This is a genomic window from Pseudomonas sp. REST10, assembly GCF_029542605.1.
Lineage (GTDB): Bacteria > Pseudomonadota > Gammaproteobacteria > Pseudomonadales > Pseudomonadaceae > Aquipseudomonas > Aquipseudomonas khazarica.
In genome coordinates this window covers 4,292,760-4,312,107 of sequence record NZ_CP035677.1, presented here as the reverse complement: position 1 = coordinate 4,312,107, position 19,348 = coordinate 4,292,760, and the positions used below count along the sequence as shown (strand labels likewise).

Below are 19,348 nucleotides of genomic sequence, written 5' to 3'. Positions count from 1 at the left end.
CTGCGACTTGCTGGCAGTCTGGGTGCATGTCCGGCATCTACCCTCGCTCAGGAAACTGGCGCCTGTACATGAAGGCCAGGGCCCTGTTCGAGGGGGTGTTTGCCGCGTTCTTCGGTTGCGCCGCGTTCAAGCTGCTGGTCAGCGAGATCAGGGCGTAGGGTGGATAGCGCGAAGCCTGTCCACCCAGGGGCGGGTTCGGTGCGAGCATGACGCTGCCCGACCTGCAACGGTTCGAGTTCAGAGAAAAACGCCAACCAGTACGAGCATCCAGAGCAGAGCGCCGGGGATGATGAACAGCAGGTTGTAGCCGCTGATTCGGGCGTTGCTCTTCCCGGTGTCATCGCCGCTGGCCTGGTTGGCGTGCTGCTGGATCTGCGCCAGGGGAAGGGCGGGCACCGCCACGCAGCCGATCAACAGCAGCAGGTCGAGAACACCGTTCTGCATCTCCACGCGGAACAAGCCATTGTTGGCCACGGCCAGGGCGACGTAGAGCCAGGCGGTGCCCGAGTAATCCCACGACGCCAGGCCCTGGCGCTGCTTGTGTTCACTGATCAGACGGCACAGCGAGTGGGTGAAAAATATCTGGAAGATCGAGCGTGCCGCCGGCGCGATCTTCCTGGGCAGCATCGCGGCGCGTTGGCTGTCCCACTGCTTGTAGAACCAGTAGATGGCGTACAGGCCGAAGGTGGCGAAATACAGCAGATGGAGCTTGTCCCTGGAGGTGACGAAGAAGGCGCTACGGGAAGGGGATTGTTCGTCCAGCAGTGCGGTTTTCGGGGGCTGATACAGGTTGTCCATTTACCTAGATCCAGATCGTGGTTGGGGAGGCTCGCATCCTGCGAGTGTGTTCAAGGCCGGTAAGGTACAACGATCACGCGCCCCGGGTTGTGCGCTCGGGCGCGAAAGTGCTTCGGTCGGCTAAAAGACCGGGGCGGGCAGGCGTTGCCCGCCCCTGATGCTGCACGCGCGAAGGGGGGTTACCAGGGCAGCGGGTTGCCCTCGTAGTCCTGGTAGCGCAGCCCGGCCTGGCCGACGGCGGCGCTGACCTGCGCGACCATGCCCTTGCAACTGCTGGCGATATCCAGCGGGGCATCGGCGCCGCCCATGTCGGTGCGCACCCAGCCCGGATGCATCAGCAGGACCCCGAGGCCGGGGTTGTCCTGGGTCCGCACGAAGCACTGCGCAAGGTGGTTGAGCGCAGCCTTGCTGGCGCCGTACAGCGGCATGCCGAGACCGGCACCGGCCTCGATGCTGCCGAGGATCGAGCTCATCAGCACGATCAGCCCGTGCCCGCTGGCCAGGTTCGCCAGCAGGCGCTCGGCCACGCGCAGCGGGGCGACGGCGTTGGTCAGGAACAGCTGGCCCATTTCCTCGGCGCTGGCCTGTGCGGTGCTGTGGTGCGACGGGCCGGCGACCCCGGCGTTGACGAAGATGACGTCGAACTGCTGACCGCTCAGGCGCTGGGCCAGCTGTTCGAGGCTGGCCGGGTCGGTCATCTCCAGCTGCTCCACACGCACGCCGGGCAGTGCCTGCAGCGGCGCCTGCTGTGCGGCGCTGCGCACGGTGGCGGTAACGGCCCAGCCCTGGGCGACGAATTCACTGGCCAGGCCGAGGCCGAGGCCGCGTGAGGCTCCGATGATCAGGATGGATCGGGGCGCGGTCATATCAGGCTCCATGAGGGATGAGAGGGACGGCTCAGCATAGCGCAGTTACTCCGCCAGCCAGGCACCCTGGCTGCGACCATGGTCGGTGTCGCGGTCGTAGCCACGCTCCCGTTCGACATGCCGTTGCAGCACGGCATTGGCGCGCTGGTTGGCGTGCCGTTGCAGCTCGCTGCAGCTGGGGGACTCAGCCGTGGCCAGCAGCACGGCATCGATGTCGGCGGCGGCCGCCTGACCGATGCGGTAGTGCCCCAGCTCATGTTCGCGCAGCGCCTGCAGGTACTGCGCGAAGCGCTGGCGTTGCCGGGCGTCGCCACCGCCGAGGCGCGGCAGGGTCACCTGTGCGCTCAGCCGGGTGCGGCTCAGGGTCAGGCGGCAGCGTCCGTCGCGCGCCTCCTGCCACCAGTAGTTCCACGTCACGCCCCAGCGCGTGTAGGCATGGTAGACCTGCCCGTTCTGGCGAATCGTCGAGGCCTGGCTGAGTGCCTGGCGCAAGGACTCGCCGGTGGCGATGGTCACGTCGTAGTACTGGTACTGCAGCTGTTCTTCCACCTGCGCCTGTGCGCTCAGGCTCATGCCCAGCAGCAGGAGCGGACGCAGGCGCTTCATGGTTTGTGCAACTGCTCGCGGCCACGGCTGATGTCGGCCAGCAGGCGGGCCAGGGCGTCCTGGCGTTCGGCCGGCACGGCCAGTTGCAGGCGCGCACCACTGGCATCGTACTCTTCGCTGGCGAGCAGGGCGTCGAACTCGCCCAGGCGTGCCTTGAACAGCGGCAGCTCGGCGAACAGCAGGTGACAGCTGAGCGCCAGGCGTGTCACCAGTTCCTCGCGCTCGCCCAGCTGCAGGCATCTGGCTGCGCTGCCGCCATAGGCCCGTGCGAGGCCACCGGTGCCGAGCTGGATACCGCCGTACCAGCGAATCACCAGCACGGCCACCTGGTCGCAGTCCTGTCCTTCGATTGCGGCGAGGATTGGCCGGCCAGCGGTGCCGCCGGGTTCGCCGTCATCGTTGAAGCGGTACTGGTTGCCGACCTTCCACGCCCAGCAGTTGTGCGAGGCGGCCAGGTCACTGTGGCGGTCGATGAAGGCCTGGGCCTCGGCGGCGCTGGCGACCGGCGCCGCGAGCGCGAGAAAGCGGCTCTTGCGGATCTCCTCGCGGTATTCGCTGGGGCCGAGCAGGGTACTGGGCATATCGGTTGGCCGGACAATGAAAAACGCCCGCCAGTATAAGCCTGGCGGGCGTCATGCTGCGCGACGTGGCGTCAGGCGCCGATCACGCCGCCGTCCTCGCGGCGGATCACCACCACCGTGGAGCGTGGGCGCATGCCGTCGCGGTGGTCCGGGAAGCTCGACTGGCCATCCTCGCCGGGATGCTGCACGCCGACGAACAGGGCGCGCTGGTCCGGGGCGAAGGCCACGCCGGTGATCTCGCAGCCGCGCGGGCCGACCAGGAAGCGGCGGATCTCGCCGCTGAGCGGGTCGGCGCAGAGCATCTGGTTGTTGCCCATGCCGGCGAAGTCACCCGCGTCGCTGTAGTTGCCGTCGGTCTGGATCCACAGCCGGCCGTCCTTGTCGAAGGCCAGGCCATCGGGGCTGTTGAACATGTTGTCGGCATTGACGTTGGCCGAGCCGGCGTTGGCGCTGCCGGGATGTGCCTGCGGATTGCCGGCGACCACGAACAGGTCCCACTCGAAACGCTCGGCGGCCGCATCGCCATCGGCTTCGCGCCAGCGCAGGATCTGCCCGTAGACGTTGTTGGCGCGTGGGTTGGCCGCGTCCACCGGCTGGCCTTCCGTGCCGCGCTGGACGTTGTTGGTCAGGGTGCAGTAGACCTGGCCGTCTTTCGGGCTGACGGCGATCCATTCCGGGCGGTCCATGCGCGTGGCGCCGACCTGGCTGCCGGCGGCACGGGCGCGGATCAGCACGTCGCCATGGTCACTGAAGCCGTTCTCGCGGGTCAGGCCGTTGTGACCGAAGGCCAGCTTGAGCCACTGGCCGCTGCCGCGCTGCTCGCCTTCCTGGCCGCCGAGACGTGCGACATAAAGGTCGCCGTGGTCCAGCAGGTGGCGGTTGGCGGCAGGGTCTTCGGCCTTGAAGCGATCACGGCTGACGAACTTGTAGATGAACTCGCCGCGCTCGTCGTCGCCCATGTACACCACCACATGGCCGTCGCGGCTGGTGGTGATTGCGGCGTTCTCGTGCTTGAAGCGGCCCAGCGCGGTGCGCTTGATCGGCCTGGATTGCGGATCGAACGGATCGATCTCGGTGACCCAGCCGTGGCGGTTCACTTCGTTGGGATGACGGCTGATGTCGAAGCGCTCGTCGTACAGGTGCCAGCGGTTGTCGCTGGCGCCTTCGAGCTTGACGCTGTAGCGCTTCTGCGCGGGCGTCAGGGCCAGCGTGGCGTCGCTGCTGCCGAAGCAGTCGGTGAAGTTCTCCTCGCAGGTCAGGTAGGTGCCCCACGGGGTCATGCCGCTGGAGCAGTTCTGGAAGGTGCCGTGCGGGGCGATACCCGCCGGGTCGGCTGCGGTCTTCAGCAGGTCGTGGCCACGCGCCGGGCCCGCGAACTCCATCGGCAGGTTGGCGTGGATACGGCGGTTGTAGGGCGAGCCCTGGACGAACTGCCAGGCGCCGGCGGCGTCACGACGCACCTCGATGATGGTGACGCCCACGGCCGCCTGGGCCTTGCGCACGTCCGCCAGCGACTGCGGCGGTTTGCCGTGCTGCAGCAGGTACTGGTAGTTGCAGTATTCGTTGTTGATAGCCATCAGCGCGCGGTCGCTGTCGCCTGGCCAGGGGAAGAAGCTCATGCCGTCGTTGTTCTCGCCGAACTGACCGAGCTGCTCGGCGGCGCTGTGGCTGCCGTCACCGCGGTAGGCGGCGGAGCCGTCATGCAGCGGCTGGCCCCAGCTGATCAGCGGATCGAAGCGATAGCCGGCCGGCAGGGTGATGGTGTCGGCACGGGTGGCGGCCAGGTTGGCGAAGCCGAACGTCGAGTTGGCTTCGGCGATGCCGGCAGCCAGGGCGCTGCGGCCCAGCGGGCTGCCGGCGAGAAACAGTGCGGCGCCGGCCAGGGCGCCGGTGCCGATGAAGCGACGGCGGCTGATCGCCAGGCGCTGCAGGTCGGTCGATTCGTTGTCGTGCATGTTTGGCCACTCTTCGTCAGTTGGTGGCCGGCAGACTAGAGCGGGTTTGTGACGACGAGGTTACCGTGGCGTGGCTTGCAGGCCGCAGCCCTTGAGGATGATCTGCACCAGCTGGTCCGAGGCTTCCTCGAAGTCCTGCTTGGTCAGGCGCGAGCACTGCTTCACCCGGCAGATCTGCGAGGCGAAGTCGGCATAGTGCTGGGTGCTGCTCCAGAGCAGGAAAATCAGGTTGATCGGCTCGACCGGGTCCATCTTGCCGGCGGCGATCCAGGCTTCGAACACGGCGGCGCGGCCACGGAACCACTCCAGGTAGTTCTGGTTGAAGTACTGCGACAGGCAGTCGCCGCCGCTGATGACTTCCATGGCGAAGATGCGCGAGGCCTTCGGGTGGCGGCGGGAGAACTCCATCTTGGCGCGGATGTAGCGATCCAGGGCCTCGGCCGGGTCGTCGTCCACGGTCAGGTGGTTGAAGGTGCTGTCCCACAGTTCGAGGATGTTGCTCAGCACCGCCAGGTACAGGCCCAGCTTGTTGCTGAAGTAGTAGTGCAGGTTGGCCTTGGGCAGGCCGACGTTCTGCGCGATGGTGTTCATGCTGGTGCCCTTGAAGCCATGGCGGGCGAACTCTTCCTCGGCGGCTTTGATGATGGCTTCTTCGTTCTTCTGGCGGATGCGCCCGGCGGGTTTGCCGTTACTGCTATGGGCGGGGACTTCGAAGGTCATGGGCAATTCCGAACTGAATCAGGGAGCGGAGCGATTGCACTGATACCCCAGCGCTGGCTGGGTGACAAGCTCCATGGCCAGAAAAGTTGCCTGCAGCGCCCCGGTCCGCCATGCGCTGCACGGAGAGGGTGCGCCGCGCACCAGAATGGCGCGGCGCGTGGCGTCGACGAGCGGTCATACCCTGAAGTTGGCGATCAGCCCGTGCAGGTCACGGGTCATGCCGGTCAGCTCGCCGCTGACCTGTACGGTGCTCTGCGCTTCCTGCGCGTTGCTCTCGCTGAGGTATTTGATCTCCAGGGTGTTCTGTTCCACGCCCTGGACCACGGCGGCCTGCTGTTCGGCAGCCGAGGCGATCTGCACGTTGTGGTCGATGATCTGCCCCATGCTGTCGGTGATGGCCTCGAAGATGCTCGCCGTCAGGGTCACCTGCTCGACACTCTGCGCCGCGCTCTGGTGGCTGCCGCGAATGATCTTCACTGCGCTGCCGACCTGTTGGCGCAGGCGTTCGATGGTCTGGTCGATCTCGCCGGTCAGCTCGCGCGAGCGGATGGCCAGGCTGCGCACCTCGTCGGCGACCACCGCGAAACCGCGCCCCTGTTCGCCGGCCCGGGCGGCCTCGATGGCCGCGTTGAGGGCCAGCAGGTTGGTCTGCTCGGCGACGCTCTTGATCAGGTCGACGGCCTTGGCGATCTCGCTGCTTTCCTTCTCCACGGCGGTGATGGCGCCGATGGAGTCGTCCATTTCGCTGAACAGCTGGTTGATGCGCGACACGGCGTGATCCACCTGCACGCGGCCCTCGCGGCACTTGTCGCCGGCACTGTTGGCTTTCTCGGCCGTGACGTGAGAGTTCTGGCTGACCTCCTGGACGTTGCTCACCAGCTGGCTCATCGAGGTGGCGATGAGCTCGAGCTCGCCTGCCTGGCGCTGGACGCTGAGCTGGCTGGTGGAGGCGCTGTCGCTGACGTTCTGCGCCTTGCCCAGGGTGCTCTCGGAGAACTGCGAGACCTGCGCGATCAGTTGGCTCATGCGGGCCTGCATGTCGTTGAAGTCCTGGGCCAGGTCGCCCAGCTCGTCGCGTGCGGCGGTCTCGACGCGGGTGCGCAGGTCACCTTCGGCCATGCGCCGTGTGGCGCTGCTGAGCGTGGCAATGGCGCCATGCACGGATAGATAGAAGCCGACGAACAGGTAGACCAGCAGGGCCACGGCCAGCGACAGGCACAGGGCCCAGAGCAGCAGTGCACGGAGATTGGCATCGGCGCGTGCCTGCAACAGCGTCGCCGTTTCCTCCAGCAGCAGCCCGGCGGCCTGGTCCAGGCTGGCGACATGGGGCGCGTAGGCCGCGTAGCGTTGCAGCCAGTGCTCGACGGCGTTCTGGTCGAAGTAGCCGCTCTGCGTGTAGGTGTCGACGATCTCGCGCTTGTACAGCGCGGCCGCCTCGCGCGCCGCGTCGCTCATCAGTTGCCGGGCCTGGGCGTTGCCCTTGCCCTCGACGCCATCGGCGTAGCGCTGCAGGGTGCCGACCTGATTGCTGATGGCCGCGCGTGACGACGACTCGAGAAACCCGTACGCGGTCATGTAGCCGGCGAAGGTGCGGGTCTGGTTGAGCACTTCGTACAGCGGCAGCAGCTGGTTGAGCAACAGGTCGACGTTGCGGTAGATGCGTGGATCGCTGTCCTGGCTCAGCTTCGACAGCGCGGCAATCTCACGCATGTTGGCACTCAGCGCGTGTACCGGGCTGACATGCTCGATCATCTGCGAGCTCAGGCCCTGTACCGATAGCTTCTTGTCCAGGCTGTAGCCGGGGTCGCTCTCGGCGAGCTGCATGGCGCTGAACTGGCCACCGTCCAGCCAGGCGTTGAGCGTGCCGATGGCGCTGACCAGGTCCTGGCTGCGGCGCTCGATTTCCTGCCTGGCGTCGTCCTTGTTACGGGCATAGCCGATCACGTGCAGGCCGGCCTGGCCCAGGGCCTGGCGATAGACCGGCAGGTAGTGCTCCAGGGTGAGCAGGCCCTGCAGCTCGTGGCGCGACTGTTCGAGGTTCGCGTTGACGTCCAGCAGCTTGCTCAGCGAAAGCCAGCAGTAGGGCAGCATGAACAGGGTAAGGATCAGCAGGAATTTGTGGGCGTAGCGGGCGCGGTTCATCAACGCCAGAACCGGTTTGAAGAAGAACATCATGACCCCTTGCGGTGGAAGACGTGGCGACATCGGCACGGAACTGCCCGGGATAGAGCAGTTCGTGCGCTGCCATCTGGCGAATTGCCAGCAAGAATCCTGCCGTCATCAAACCGGCGACGGCTGCTTGGCGTTCGGCTGCCGTCGCCGCTGTTGCGTCTGCGTGCGTCATTCCTGTGTCTGAGGCGCTTCCAGTGGCAGCAGCAGGTTCATCAGGATCGCCGTCAGGCCACCACTGGTGATCGCCGAGCCGAACACGTTCTGCACCAGCTTGGGCATCTGGCTCAGCAGGTCCGGCTGGCTCGACACGCCGAGGCCGATGCCGAAGCTGGTGGCCATGATCAGCAGGCTGCGGCGGTCCAGCGGGGCTTGCGCGAGGATGCGGATACCGGCTGCGGCGACGGTGCCGAACATCACCAGCGTGGCGCCACCCAGCACCGGCTTGGGAATCTGCTGGAGGATCGCGCCAAGCACGGGGAACAGACCCAGCACGATGAGCAGCGCGCCGATGTAGTAGCCGACGTGCCGGCTGGCGACGCCGGAGAGCTGGATGACCCCGTTGTTCTGGCTGAAGGTGGTGTTGGGAAAGGTGTTGAACACGGCGGCGATCAGCGAGCTGACGCCATCGCCGAACACGCCACCCTTGATGCGTTGCAGGTACTGCGGGCCCTTGATCGGCTGGCGCGAGATCATGCAGTTGGCGGTCAGGTCGCCGGTGGTCTCGATGGCCGTGATCAGGTAGATCAGCGCGACCGGAATGAAGGCCATCCAGTCGAAGTCGAAGCCGTAGCGGAAGGGCAGCGGCAGGCTGACCAGGGGCAGTGCCGGCAGCGCCTTGGGCACCAGCACGCCGGTGAACCAGGCGGCCAGCGAACCGATCAGCAGGCCGATGATGATCGCCGACAGGCGCAGCCAGGGATTGCTCAGGCGGTTGAGGACAATGATGGTCAGCAGCACCAGGGCGCCGAGGGCCAGGTTGATTGGCGCGCCGAAGTTCTCCGCCTTCACGCCGCCGCCGACGTCGGTGATGCCGACCTTGATCAGGCTGATGCCGATGATGGTGATGACGATGCCGGTGACCAGTGGCGTGACGATGCGCTGCAGGCGGCCGATGAAGCGGCTCAGCACCATCTCGATGAAGGCGCCGAAGAAACACACGCCGAAGATCATCGCGAGAATCTCGTCCGGGCTGCCGCCGCGCGCCTTGACCATCAGGCCGGCGGCCAGCACGGCGCTGAGAAAGGCGAAGCTGGTGCCCTGCACGCAGATCATCCCGGCGCCGATGCCGAAGGGGCGGCGGGCCTGGATCAGGGTGCCGACACCGGACACCATCAGGCCCATGCTGATCAGGTAGGGCAGTTGTTCGTGCAGGCCGAGTACGCCGCCGATGATCAGCGTCGGCGTGACGATGCCGACGAAGCAGGCCAGGACATGCTGCAGCGCGGCGAAGAAGGCCGGCAGGGGCGCGGGGCGGTCGTCCAGGGCGTAGATCAGGTCGGACGAAGAGGGCGATTCAGTGGTCATGAGCGTTCTCGCGGCGAGTCGGAATCAGGCGGCAGGAACCGACCCACGATGCGGGTCGGTGAGGCGCATCAGAAGTGAACTTTCAGCAGCAGGCTGGCGGTGTTCTGCGTGGTGGTGAAGGCGGCGCTGTCCTGGATGCCGAACTTGTCCTTCCAGTAGCTGTACTCCACGCCGACATAGACCTGCTTGTCGCCCCAGTCCATGGCCTTGCCCAGGTCGTACTTGATCTGCGGGTTGATGTGGTAGTTGCTGTGGTAGCTGGCGTCGTTGTCCACCACCCAGTCGATGTAGCCGTCGATGAGCAGGTCCGACTTGCCCAGCGGCAGGGTGTAGGACCAGGCCGGGGTCACCTGCCAGACGCCACTGCCATCCGGCTTGCCATCGCCGTTGCGGTCGACGCGGTCGCCATCGGGCTGGCGGTAGTAGAAGTTGAGCTTGAAGAAGTTGAAGCCCGGAACATCCAGGTCGAAGCCGGGGCCGAGCAGGTAGGCTTCGGTCTCGTCCTCGCCGAATTCGTAGGTGGCCGCCAGCAGCACGTCCTTGACCGGGCCGAACGACAGATCCTTGCCCAGCAGTTTGCCGAACGACAGGCGTGGGCTGAACTCGCCATAGAAGCTGCGTGTATCCCCCGCACCGTTCTCCGCGCCGTTGAAGAACTTCTGGTCGACGAACAGGAACAGGTCGCCCCAGTTCCAGCCGCTGGCATGTTCGAAGGTGAGCGTCTGCTGAATGGCCGGCTCTACCTTGAAGTTCTTGCCGTACAGGTAGGTGAGGCTGTTGTTCTGCCACAGCAGCGGGCTATCGGCGTGTGCCTGGGTGGTCAGCAGCAGGCCGCAGGCGGTGAGCATCATGGTGCGACTGGCGTTCATCTTGGCTCCTGAGGATCATCGTTATTCTTTTTTCCTGTCCATCTGGTCAGGCGAGCGCCCTGTTGCAAAAAGCTGTCCAACTGATCAGCTTGCTGGTGAATTGTGTGCAGTGTTGCGGAAAGCCTTGTCCCATCAACTGCATACGAATATTCCTGACTTGGTATTCAGTTTTCGATTCTGCGGCCGAGCGCGTACGCGCCCCGCGATGGGGCGTGCTGCACTCAAGTGGAGCTTAGGGCAGGCGTGGCTCAGCTGCTGGCCAGGGCTTCGAGAAAGCTCTCCAGCACCAGGTGCGCGCGGCGGCCTTTGCGCGTGACCGCCGCCAGGTTGATGTCGTAGAAGCGACTGTCGGGCTTGAGCGCACGTAGCCGGCCCTGTTGCACCCAGGCCTGGGCATAGTGGTCGGGCAGGTAGCCGATATAGCGCCCGGTGAGGATGAGAAAGGCCATGCCCTCGCGGTCCGAGGCGCTGGCCGTGCAGTTCAGGGCCTGGTAGTGGCTCTGTACCTCGGGGGGCACGCGGAAGGTCGGGGCGATGGCCTCCTGGGTGTTGAGCCGCTGGTCTTCGAGCTGCTGGTCGTCGACGTAGAACAACGGGTGGCCGACCGCGCAGTAGAGCAGCGAGCGCTCGTCGTACAGCGGCTGGTACTCTAGGCCGGAGAGGGCACTGACCTGTGGCACCACGCCGATGTGCAGGCGCCCGTCGAGCACGCCCTGTTCCACCTCCGAGGGCGGCGTCATGCGGATGTGGATGCGCACGTCCGGCCCCTGCACCTTGAGGCGCGCCAGGGCGTGGGTGATGCGCATGTGCGAGATGGTCACCAGGTTGTCGGTCAGGCCGATGTTCAGTTCACCCCGCAGATGCCGGTGCAGGCCGTTGACCTCGGTGCGAAAGCTCTCCAGCGCGGCGAGCAGCTGCAAGGTGCTCTGGTACACCTCGCGGCCTTCCTCGGTCAGGGCGAAGCCGGCGCGGCCGCGCTGGCACAGGCGCAGGCCCAGGCGCTGCTCGAGGTCGCTCATCTGCTGGCTGATGGCCGAGCGGCCGATGCCCAGGGCACTTTCCGCAGCGGAAAAGCCGCCGCATTCCACCACGCTGCGAAACAGTTTGAGCAGGCGAATTTCAAAGTCGCTGACCTGGGCCAGCGGATCGGGACGACGACTGCTCATATGTTTAGTGGGCCTTGAACTGAAGTTGCAAAGAGTGTTGTTTTACTGACTCTATGCTCATGGCACATTCACTGGCAACTACCCTGCAGGAGCCGGCTCGTCGGCGCTGATCGCCCGCAAGCGGACTCCTGCGTTCAATTGCCTGCCGAGTGAGGCTACGCCGATGAACATGCCGCAGACCGAAACCCCGTCCCTGGCCAGCCAGCTCAAGCTGGATGCTCACTGGATGCCGTTTTCCGCCAACCGCAACTTCCAGCGTGACCCGCGCCTGATCGTCGGTGCCGAGGGCAGCTGGCTGGTCGACGACCAGGGGCGCAAGGTGTACGACAGCCTGTCCGGCCTGTGGACCTGCGGCGCCGGTCACTCGCGCAAGGAAATCCAGGAGGCCGTGGCCAAGCAGCTCGGCACCCTCGACTACTCCCCGGGCTTCCAGTACGGCCATCCGCTGTCGTTCAAGCTGGCCGAGCAGGTCGCCGACCTGATGCCGGGCGACCTCAATCACGTGTTCTTCACCGGCTCGGGCTCCGAGTGTGCCGACACCGCGGTGAAGATGGCCAAGGCCTACTGGCGTCTGAAAGGCCAGGCGAGCAAGACCCGCTTCATCGGTCGTGCCCGTGGCTACCACGGCGTCAACATCGCCGGTACCGCACTGGGCGGCATCGGTGGCAACCGCAAGATGTACGGCCAACTGATGGACGCCGACCACCTGCCGCACACCCTGCAGCCGGGCATGGCCTTCACCCGTGGCATGGCCGAAACCGGCGGTGTCGAGCTGGCCAACGAACTGCTCAAGCTGATCGAACTGCACGACGCGTCCAACATCGCGGCGGTGATCGTCGAGCCGATGTCCGGCTCGGCCGGTGCCATCGTGCCGCCGGTCGGCTACCTGCAGCGTCTGCGCGAGATCTGCACGCAGCACAACATCCTGCTGATCTTCGACGAAGTGATCACCGGTTTCGGCCGCATGGGCAAGTGGAGCGGTGCGGAGTTCTTCGGCGTCACCCCGGACCTGATGAACGTCGCCAAGCAGATCACCAACGGCGCCATCCCGCTGGGCGCGGTGATCGCCTCCAGCGAGATCTACAACACCTTCATGCAGCAGCCGTCGCCGGAGCACATGATCGAGTTCACCCACGGCTACACCTACTCGGCGCATCCGGTCGCCTGTGCGGCCGGTCTGGCCACCCTGGACCTGCTCAAGCGCGAGAACCTGATCCAGCAGTCCGCCGAGCTGGCGCCGAAGTTCGAAGCGGCCCTGCATGGCCTGAAAGGAACCAAGCACATCATCGACATCCGCAACTGCGGCCTGGCCGGCGCCCTGCAGATCGCACCGCGTGACGGCGATGCGGTGATCCGCCCGTTCGAGGCCGGCATGGCCCTGTGGAAAGCCGGTTTCTACGTACGCTTCGGTGGCGATACCCTGCAGTTCGGCCCGACTTTCAACGCCAAGATGGAAGACCTCGACCGCGTGTTCAACGCCGTCGGCGACGTGCTGAACCAGCTGGACTAAGCGAATACCGACAACCGCAGGGTGGATGACGCCTTTTTCATCCACCAGTTTCCGAATCTGCCACGGTGGATGAGAAGAGCATCATCCACCCTACACAAGATTTCTACTGAGGAGTCCCCATGAGCCATATCCCTCACCTGATCAACGGCGAGCGCGTTGCCGGCAACGGTCGCAGTGCCCCGGTGTTCAACCCCTCCACTGGCGATTCCACCAGCCAGGTCGGCCTGGCCGATCGCGCCACCATGCAACTGGCCATCGATGCGGCCAAGGCCGCCTATCCGGCCTGGCGCAACACGCCGCCGGCCAAGCGCGCGCAGATCATGTTCCGCTTCAAGCAACTGCTGGAGCAGAACGAGCAACAGATCGCCGCGCTGATCAGCGCCGAGCACGGCAAGACCATCGAAGACGCCGTAGGTGAGCTCAAGCGCGGCATCGAGAACGTCGAGTTCGCCTGCGCCGCCCCGGAAATCCTCAAGGGCGAATACAGCCGTAACGTTGGCCCGAACATCGACGCCTGGACCGACCTGCAGCCCGTCGGCGTGGTCGCGGGCATCACCCCGTTCAACTTCCCGGCCATGGTGCCGTTGTGGATGTACCCGCTGGCCATCGTCTGCGGCAACTGCTTCATCCTCAAGCCGTCCGAGCGCGACCCGAGTTCCACCCTGTTCATCGCCGAGCTGCTGAACCAGGCCGGCCTGCCCAAGGGCGTGCTCAACGTGGTCAACGGTGACAAGGATGCCGTCGACGCGCTGATCGAGGCCCCCGAGGTCAAGGCCCTGAGCTTCGTCGGCTCGACCCCGATCGCCGAGTACATCTACAGCGAAGGCACCAAGCGCGGCAAGCGCGTGCAGGCCCTCGGCGGTGCCAAGAACCACGCCGTGCTGATGCCCGATGCCGACCTCGACAACGCCGTCAGCGCACTGATGGGCGCGGCCTACGGCTCCTGTGGCGAGCGCTGCATGGCCATCTCGGTGGCGGTGTGCGTGGGCGACCAGATCGCCGACGCGCTGGTCGACAAGATCGTCCCGCAGATCCAGGCGCTGAAGATCGGTGCCGGCACCTCCTGCGGCCTGGACATGGGCCCGCTGGTCACTGCGGCTGCGCGTGACAAGGTCAAGGGCTATATCGATGCGGGCGTCGAGCAGGGCGCCAAGCTGGTGGTCGATGGCCGTGATCTGGTGGTCGCGGGCAACGAGAATGGCTACTTCGTCGGTGGCACCCTGTTCGACAAGGTGACTCCGGAGATGACCATCTACACCGACGAAATCTTCGGTCCGGTGCTGTGCATCGTCCGCGTCGGCAGCCTGGAAGAAGCCATGCAACTGATCAACGATCACGAGTACGGCAACGGCACCTGCATCTTCACCCGTGACGGTGAAGCCGCGCGTCTGTTCTGCGACGAAATCGAAGTGGGCATGGTCGGCGTCAACGTGCCGCTGCCGGTGCCGGTGAGCTACCACAGCTTCGGCGGCTGGAAGCGTTCGCTGTTCGGCGACCTGCACGCCTATGGTCCGGACGGTGTGCGCTTCTACACCCGCAAGAAGGCCATCACCCAGCGCTGGCCGGCGCGCAAGAGCCATGAGGCTGCGCAGTTCGCCTTTCCCAGCAATGGCTGAGTGAGCATCGGGCGATAAACAGAAAGGCCGGTCTTGTGACCGGCCTTTCTGTTTCCGGGTATCGCGTGACTGCCTCGCGCGCAGCGAGGCAGCATTCACTGCGCCTGGTCGATGGCCTGTTCCAGGCGCTGGTTGTTCAGCGCATTGGCCTGATCGATCTGCTGCTTGAGCTGCTCCATCTGCTGCTGCGCCTGCTTGGCCTGCTCTGCCTGCAGCGTGGCCGTGGTGGCTGTTTCGCCGGCGCCACAGCCGCCGAGGCAGAGCAGCAGGGCCAGGGAGCAGAAAAGAGGCAGACGCATGATGAAGTCCTCGGGCGAGCGGGTGGATGGCGACAGCTTGGCGCATTTTAACCGTCTTGTATGTGCCGGCCGCCGCAAACCATACCCACTGCCCCGTCGCAGGCTCCTGCAGGAGCGGCTTCAGCTACAGCAGAGTGGACACCATCAGTTCCCTCTGCGGGTGAGGAGGCTGCACGCGGAACCCGCGAGGGTGGACGAGCTTGGCGTTGCCCACTCTGCTCACTGCCCGCTTGGGGGCTTGCTGGCCATGGTGCGTCCTGGCTGGGCTATGTGCCGACCTTACTGCGAATGAAGGCATCGCACCATAGTCCATCCGCGCATCCATTGACCTGGCTCACCCGAGGGCACGAGTGAGCCACGGAGCGATCAGGCCAGCGCCGTGCGCTGCCGGCCCTCGACCCGGCGTTTCAGTGCCGCCCCTTCGACGATCTCCAGCCCGCCGCCCTGGGCGCGGGCGGAGCGGTCCCAGTCTTGCAGCAGCTCCATGCAGGCGTGGTCGATGTAGCTGACGCGCGCCAGGTTCAGGTGCAGGCGGGTGCCGGGTTCGACACGGGCGAGGTGTTCGGCCAGTTGGGGAACGCGGAGGAAGGTGGCGGCGCCGCGCATGCGCAGTTCTGCCTCGCCGGGGGCGGTTTCGACGAGCCGTATGCGCAGCCGGGAGGCGCTCCACAGCAGCTTGGCCAGGGTCAGGGCAAAGCCCAGCAGTACGCCGCTCAGCAGGTCGGTGAAGACGATGCACAGCGCCGTGGCGGCGTAGATGATTACCGGGATGCGTCCGTACTGGCCGAGGTTGCGCATGGCCCTGGGGTCGACCAGCTTGCAGCCGGTGTACACCAGTACCGCGCCGAGGCTGGCCACCGGGATGCTCTGCAGCAGGCCGGGGAGGAGGGCGACCAGGGCCAGCAGCCAGGCCCCGTGGAGGATGGTCGAGGCGCGGCTGCGGGCGCCGGCCTGGACGTTGGCCGAGCTGCGTACGATCACCCCGGTCATCGGCAAGGCACCGACAGCGCCGCAGAGTATGTTGCCGATGCCCTGGGCGGACAGTTCGCGGTTGAAGCGGGCGCGCGGGCCATCGTGCATGCGGTCTACGGCTGCGGCGGAGAGCAGGGTCTCGGCGCTGGCGATGAAGGCCATCGCCAGGGCGGCGATCAGCAGCTGCGGATCGGCCAGGCTGGCCAGCCCTTGCGGAGTAATCCAGTCGATGGCATCGCCGAGGTTGGCTGGCAGTTCCACGCGTTTGACCGGCAAGGCCAGCCACAGGCTGACCAGTGTGGCGAGGGTCACGCCGACCAGGGCGCCGGGCAGAAAACGCAGGGATGCGGGGCGGTAGCGCTCCCATAGCCCCATGCTGGCGAGGGTGCCGAGGCCGACTGCACCGGCGATCATTGCGTTGCCACCGAGCAGGCTAAGTGCATCGCCCAGGGCGTCGGGGAAGGCCAGCAGGTTGTCCAGGCCGGAGGCCCTGGGCGCGGCGTCGATCATCACGTGCACCTGCGACAGCACGATGAGGATGCCGATACCGGCGAGCATGCCGTAGACCACGGCGGGGGCCGTTACACGAAACCAGCCGCCCAGGCGCAACGAGCCGGCGACCAGCTGGATCAGGCCGGCGAGCAGCAGTACCGGGCCGAGCGCGGCCATGCCCTGGGTGCGCACCAGCTCGAACACCAGTACGGCGAGCCCCGCCGCCGGGCCACTGACCTGCAGCGGCGCGCCCGCGAGAAAACCGACCACCAGGCCGCCGATGATGCCAGTGATCAGGCCCTTGGCCGGCGGCATGCCGGAGGCGATGGCGATGCCCATGCACAGCGGCAGGGCGACGAGAAAGACCACCACGGATGCCAGTGCGTCCCGTGGCAGTGCGCGAAGTGCGTTCATCGGGCGTCCTCCTTGCCCGTGTCGCGGGTAGGGCTGGCCATGTCCGTGTCATCGATGGCGCGGGCCACTGGGCGTGGCGTCCGGTTGGCGGGGGTGGTGCGGAGCATGCGGACCTCTCCTGGTCTGGCGTGACTGGATCGCTCGTTGCGAGCAAGGACGTGACCTTTCGGTCACGCTTCGGCCAGACGATAGGGAGGCTGACTTAAGTGAAGCTGAATGGCACCGTCCGAAGTGCCATTACTCGACGATCGAGTAGCGATATAGCCAGGTAATGCCGGGATATTCGGCGAATGCGCGAGGGAACAGATATTCGCCATGAAACACCGGCAGGTCCAGCTGTTGCCACTGCGGATCGAACCCGGGGTGCTGCATGCGGATCGCATCGGCGAGCAGGGTGGTGCAGTAGCGATGCGCCAGGTTGCGTGGCTCCAGCAGGAACGGCTGGCCGACCTCGTCACGCACGGCGGCGCTGACCTGCAGGCGTTGCTCGGCATCGAGAAAGTCCGGCCTGGCGATGGCGAAGGCGCGCGCGTGGCGTGGGTCGACGAACTCGGTCAGCGGGCTGAGCAGGACCTGGTCGGGGCGTTCGGGATCGTCATCGGTGGTGGCGTGCGCCACCAGCGCCTGGGGCGAGGTGCTCACGATCATGCCGATGTGCGAGTAGTCGCCACCGCCGACCTGCTGGATCAGGCGGCTTTCGCGCGACGGGCCGAGGCGAAACACCCAGTCGCCGTTCTGCACGGGCGGCAGGCTGCGTTCTGGGGCGCTGACGGAGGGTTGTGGCTGGAGGCTGGCCAGCGCCACGGTGGCGCCGGCCAGCAGCAGGCTCAGGCACAGCCCGAGACGCAGGCGGCTCAGATCTTGATCTTCCAGTCGCCGTCGACCTTGTTCAGGCGCAGTCGCTCGGTCTTGGGTTTGGCATCGCTGTTGTTGAAGTGAACGATGGCCTCGATGCGGGCCTGGCTGTCGTCGTTCGACAGGGTTGGCGCCTGCACCTCGATGCGATCCAGGCCACCCTGGCTTTCGGTGTACTTCTCGGTGCGGGCCAGCTGGGCGCTGAGCTTGCCGCGAACCAGCGCGACTTCTTCGTCGCCGGTGCCTTCAGGAACGTCGATGTACTCGAACAGTGCGTCGACGTCGTTGCCGTAGGCCGCCTGCAGGAAGGCTTCGGCAATGCCTTCGGGGGTGTTGTTCGGGCCGCCGCAGCCAGTGAGCAGCAATGTAGCGGCGAGTGCGTAGATCCAGCGCTTGAGCATGGTGACTTCCTTGTGAGTCGCTTCCGTTGGGGCGGCGATGATAGCCCCAGGCTCAGGCTGGATCAGTGATGCAGCGAACATTTGCACAAGCGGGTGCGCGGGTCTCCCGGTAACGGGGTGATGGGGCTATTGTTCGCCTTTCATCGCGCCGCTCAGGCCGAACATCAATACCAGCAGGTTGGCATCCGGGTTCACGGCAGGTTGCACGTGCTTGCGCAATGGGGCAGTGGGGCAGGGGGCCTGGGCCGTGCAGTCGTGCGCGTCCAGTACGCGCGGACCGGGCTCCTGCCAGGCAGCGGCAGCGATCGCCGTTACGCTGAGGGCGAGGCCAAGGAACAAACCTCGAGCTACTTCTAATTTCATTTTGCTAACCCCTTGATAGCGCTGCCAAACGCTGTTCGCTAAACCTAGATCACCCACCGCCTCGTTGCCGATCTGCACGACGAGCGGTCATTGCGTATGGCTGGCACCCTCCAAGGGCTGAGCTGAGACATGCTCCGCCGCGGATGGTTCAATCCTGTGCTGGGTAACGCTTGGGCGTAACCTTTGGTGCCCGTACTGGGCACCTGTAACAGCCGGCCCTGGCAGTTGGCGTCTTGGCGATGCCTGTCGCTACCTGGCGCAAAGGTGCGAGGTAGAGCCACGTCCTGGTGGGGGGAGTTGCGGGTGAAGCGGGTTGCAGCCAAAGCGAGGCTGCCGGCACGGGCCGGCAGCCGGATGGTTACGCAAGAGGTGTGCCGAGACCTCGTGCGCCCTCGGCGAAGATCTCACGGTAGCCGCTCAGCACCAGCTGCCAGTCCGCATCGGACCAGGGGCTGTGGCGGCGCAGTTGCGGCAGGTCGTGCTGGGCGGCCTGGACTCGCGTCAGGCGGCGACGGCTCTTTTCCAGGTCCAGCAGGGCGACCTGCGGCGTTTCGCCGTCGATACGGACGAAGATGTGCTTGGCGTACAGGCAACCGTGCTGCCAGCGCCCCAGGTGCATGCGCGCCAGGGTTGCACCAACAAGTTGCAGCAGCTGAGCATGCACGGCCTCGCCGCAGGCCTCGCGGCCGCCATTCTCGTACCACACTTCGATGTTCTCGAAGCCTTCCAGCTCTTCGGTCACCAGCAGGCCGCACCAGCCTTGCTGGGCGTCGTAGTTGATGCCGCAGTAGATCATCTTCGGCACCAGCACGCCCAGGGCGGGTAGTGCCTGCAGGGCTCTGCGCTCGCGCAGTACGGTAGGACGTCCCTGCGGATACAGCAGGCTGCGGTAGATGTGGCCCACCTGCTTCTTGGCGTAGAGCACGCCGCTCTGATCCAGCAGGCGCTGTACGCCACTCTCTCCACCGCGCCGAACGTTGGGTTCTTCTACCCAGTCACCGTTTTTCTGCCACCAGTGTTGAAAGGCCTGCTGGGAAGGTTCAGTCGTGCTGCATAGAGGCATGTTGTTCTTCTTCTGTTGGAGGTTTGCGCAGCGTCCGCCTCGTGAACGGTTACTACGTCGTTCAGGGTTGTAACGAAACATAAGCAAACAGCGTTCCCAGGTCCAC

General features: G+C 65.7%; 18 protein-coding genes. 2 read left to right on the top strand and 16 right to left on the bottom strand.

Going from position 1 to position 19,348, the window contains the following annotated elements; translation table 11 throughout:
* Nucleotides 1-237: 237 nt before the first annotated feature.
* The 10 genes from EWH21_RS20310 to EWH21_RS20265 form a co-directional block, all read right to left on the bottom strand.
* Nucleotides 238-798, bottom strand: coding sequence for an MFS transporter permease (locus EWH21_RS20310; protein ID WP_277699183.1), 561 nt, complete (start codon nt 796-798; stop codon nt 238-240).
* Between the two features lie 179 nt (nt 799-977).
* On the bottom strand, nt 978-1,664 hold the full coding sequence (locus tag EWH21_RS20305) for an SDR family oxidoreductase (RefSeq protein ID WP_277699182.1): 687 nt from the start codon (nt 1,662-1,664) through the stop codon (nt 978-980).
* A 45-nt stretch (nt 1,665-1,709) separates the two neighbouring features.
* A complete protein-coding gene (locus EWH21_RS20300; protein ID WP_277699181.1) occupies nt 1,710-2,270 on the bottom strand; it encodes a DUF922 domain-containing Zn-dependent protease in 561 nt (186 codons plus the stop codon).
* The gene (locus EWH21_RS20295) at nt 2,267-2,851 is read right to left on the bottom strand and encodes a YigZ family protein (protein WP_277699180.1); all 585 of its coding nucleotides are present in this window, start codon (nt 2,849-2,851) and stop codon (nt 2,267-2,269) included. The genes EWH21_RS20300 and EWH21_RS20295 overlap by 4 nt, the downstream gene beginning before the upstream one ends.
* A 71-nt stretch (nt 2,852-2,922) precedes the next feature.
* On the bottom strand, nt 2,923-4,806 hold the full coding sequence (locus EWH21_RS20290; protein WP_277699179.1) for a PhoX family phosphatase: 1,884 nt from the start codon (nt 4,804-4,806) through the stop codon (nt 2,923-2,925).
* 60 nt (nt 4,807-4,866) lie between these two features.
* A complete protein-coding gene (locus EWH21_RS20285) occupies nt 4,867-5,526 on the bottom strand; it encodes a TetR/AcrR family transcriptional regulator (protein WP_037050989.1) in 660 nt (219 codons plus the stop codon).
* Between the two features lie 174 nt (nt 5,527-5,700).
* Nucleotides 5,701-7,698 carry a methyl-accepting chemotaxis protein gene (locus EWH21_RS20280; protein WP_277699178.1) on the bottom strand — a complete coding sequence of 666 codons (1,998 nt, stop codon included), beginning with the start codon at nt 7,696-7,698 and terminating at the stop codon, nt 5,701-5,703.
* A 168-nt stretch (nt 7,699-7,866) separates the two neighbouring features.
* The gene (locus EWH21_RS20275) at nt 7,867-9,222 is read right to left on the bottom strand and encodes a nucleobase:cation symporter-2 family protein (protein WP_277699177.1); all 1,356 of its coding nucleotides are present in this window, start codon (nt 9,220-9,222) and stop codon (nt 7,867-7,869) included.
* Nucleotides 9,223-9,290: 68 nt separating this feature from the next.
* Complete coding sequence (locus tag EWH21_RS20270) at nt 9,291-10,073, bottom strand: outer membrane protein OmpK (RefSeq protein WP_277700636.1); 783 nt, start codon at nt 10,071-10,073, stop codon at nt 9,291-9,293.
* A 266-nt stretch (nt 10,074-10,339) separates the two neighbouring features.
* Nucleotides 10,340-11,257: a LysR family transcriptional regulator gene (locus EWH21_RS20265; RefSeq protein ID WP_037050983.1), complete on the bottom strand. Its 918-nt coding sequence runs from the start codon at nt 11,255-11,257 to the stop codon at nt 10,340-10,342.
* Nucleotides 11,258-11,420: 163 nt separating this feature from the next.
* Here EWH21_RS20265 and EWH21_RS20260 point away from each other — a divergent pair, with 163 nt between their 5' ends.
* Both EWH21_RS20260 and EWH21_RS20255 read left to right on the top strand, forming a co-directional pair.
* On the top strand, nt 11,421-12,767 hold the full coding sequence (locus EWH21_RS20260) for an aspartate aminotransferase family protein (RefSeq protein WP_179554885.1): 1,347 nt from the start codon (nt 11,421-11,423) through the stop codon (nt 12,765-12,767).
* 119 nt (nt 12,768-12,886) lie between these two features.
* On the top strand, nt 12,887-14,383 hold the full coding sequence (locus EWH21_RS20255) for a CoA-acylating methylmalonate-semialdehyde dehydrogenase (RefSeq protein WP_037050981.1): 1,497 nt from the start codon (nt 12,887-12,889) through the stop codon (nt 14,381-14,383).
* A 95-nt stretch (nt 14,384-14,478) separates the two neighbouring features.
* Here EWH21_RS20255 and EWH21_RS20250 read toward each other — a convergent pair whose 3' ends face one another.
* The 6 genes from EWH21_RS20250 to EWH21_RS20225 form a co-directional block, all read right to left on the bottom strand.
* Nucleotides 14,479-14,682 carry a hypothetical protein gene (locus tag EWH21_RS20250; protein WP_172979181.1) on the bottom strand — a complete coding sequence of 68 codons (204 nt, stop codon included), beginning with the start codon at nt 14,680-14,682 and terminating at the stop codon, nt 14,479-14,481.
* A gap of 366 nt (nt 14,683-15,048) precedes the next feature.
* On the bottom strand, nt 15,049-16,560 hold the full coding sequence (locus tag EWH21_RS20245) for a SulP family inorganic anion transporter (protein WP_277699176.1): 1,512 nt from the start codon (nt 16,558-16,560) through the stop codon (nt 15,049-15,051).
* A 237-nt stretch (nt 16,561-16,797) separates the two neighbouring features.
* Nucleotides 16,798-17,364, bottom strand: coding sequence for a YiiX/YebB-like N1pC/P60 family cysteine hydrolase (locus EWH21_RS20240; protein WP_277699175.1), 567 nt, complete (start codon nt 17,362-17,364; stop codon nt 16,798-16,800).
* 50 nt (nt 17,365-17,414) lie between these two features.
* A complete protein-coding gene (locus tag EWH21_RS20235; RefSeq protein ID WP_167494321.1) occupies nt 17,415-17,816 on the bottom strand; it encodes a DUF4878 domain-containing protein in 402 nt (133 codons plus the stop codon).
* A 126-nt stretch (nt 17,817-17,942) separates the two neighbouring features.
* Nucleotides 17,943-18,179, bottom strand: a complete 237-nt coding sequence (locus EWH21_RS20230; protein WP_277700635.1) for a hypothetical protein — start codon at nt 18,177-18,179, stop codon at nt 17,943-17,945.
* A 358-nt stretch (nt 18,180-18,537) separates the two neighbouring features.
* Nucleotides 18,538-19,242, bottom strand: coding sequence for a lipopolysaccharide kinase InaA family protein (locus EWH21_RS20225; protein WP_277699174.1), 705 nt, complete (start codon nt 19,240-19,242; stop codon nt 18,538-18,540).
* Nucleotides 19,243-19,348: the final 106 nt, after the last annotated feature.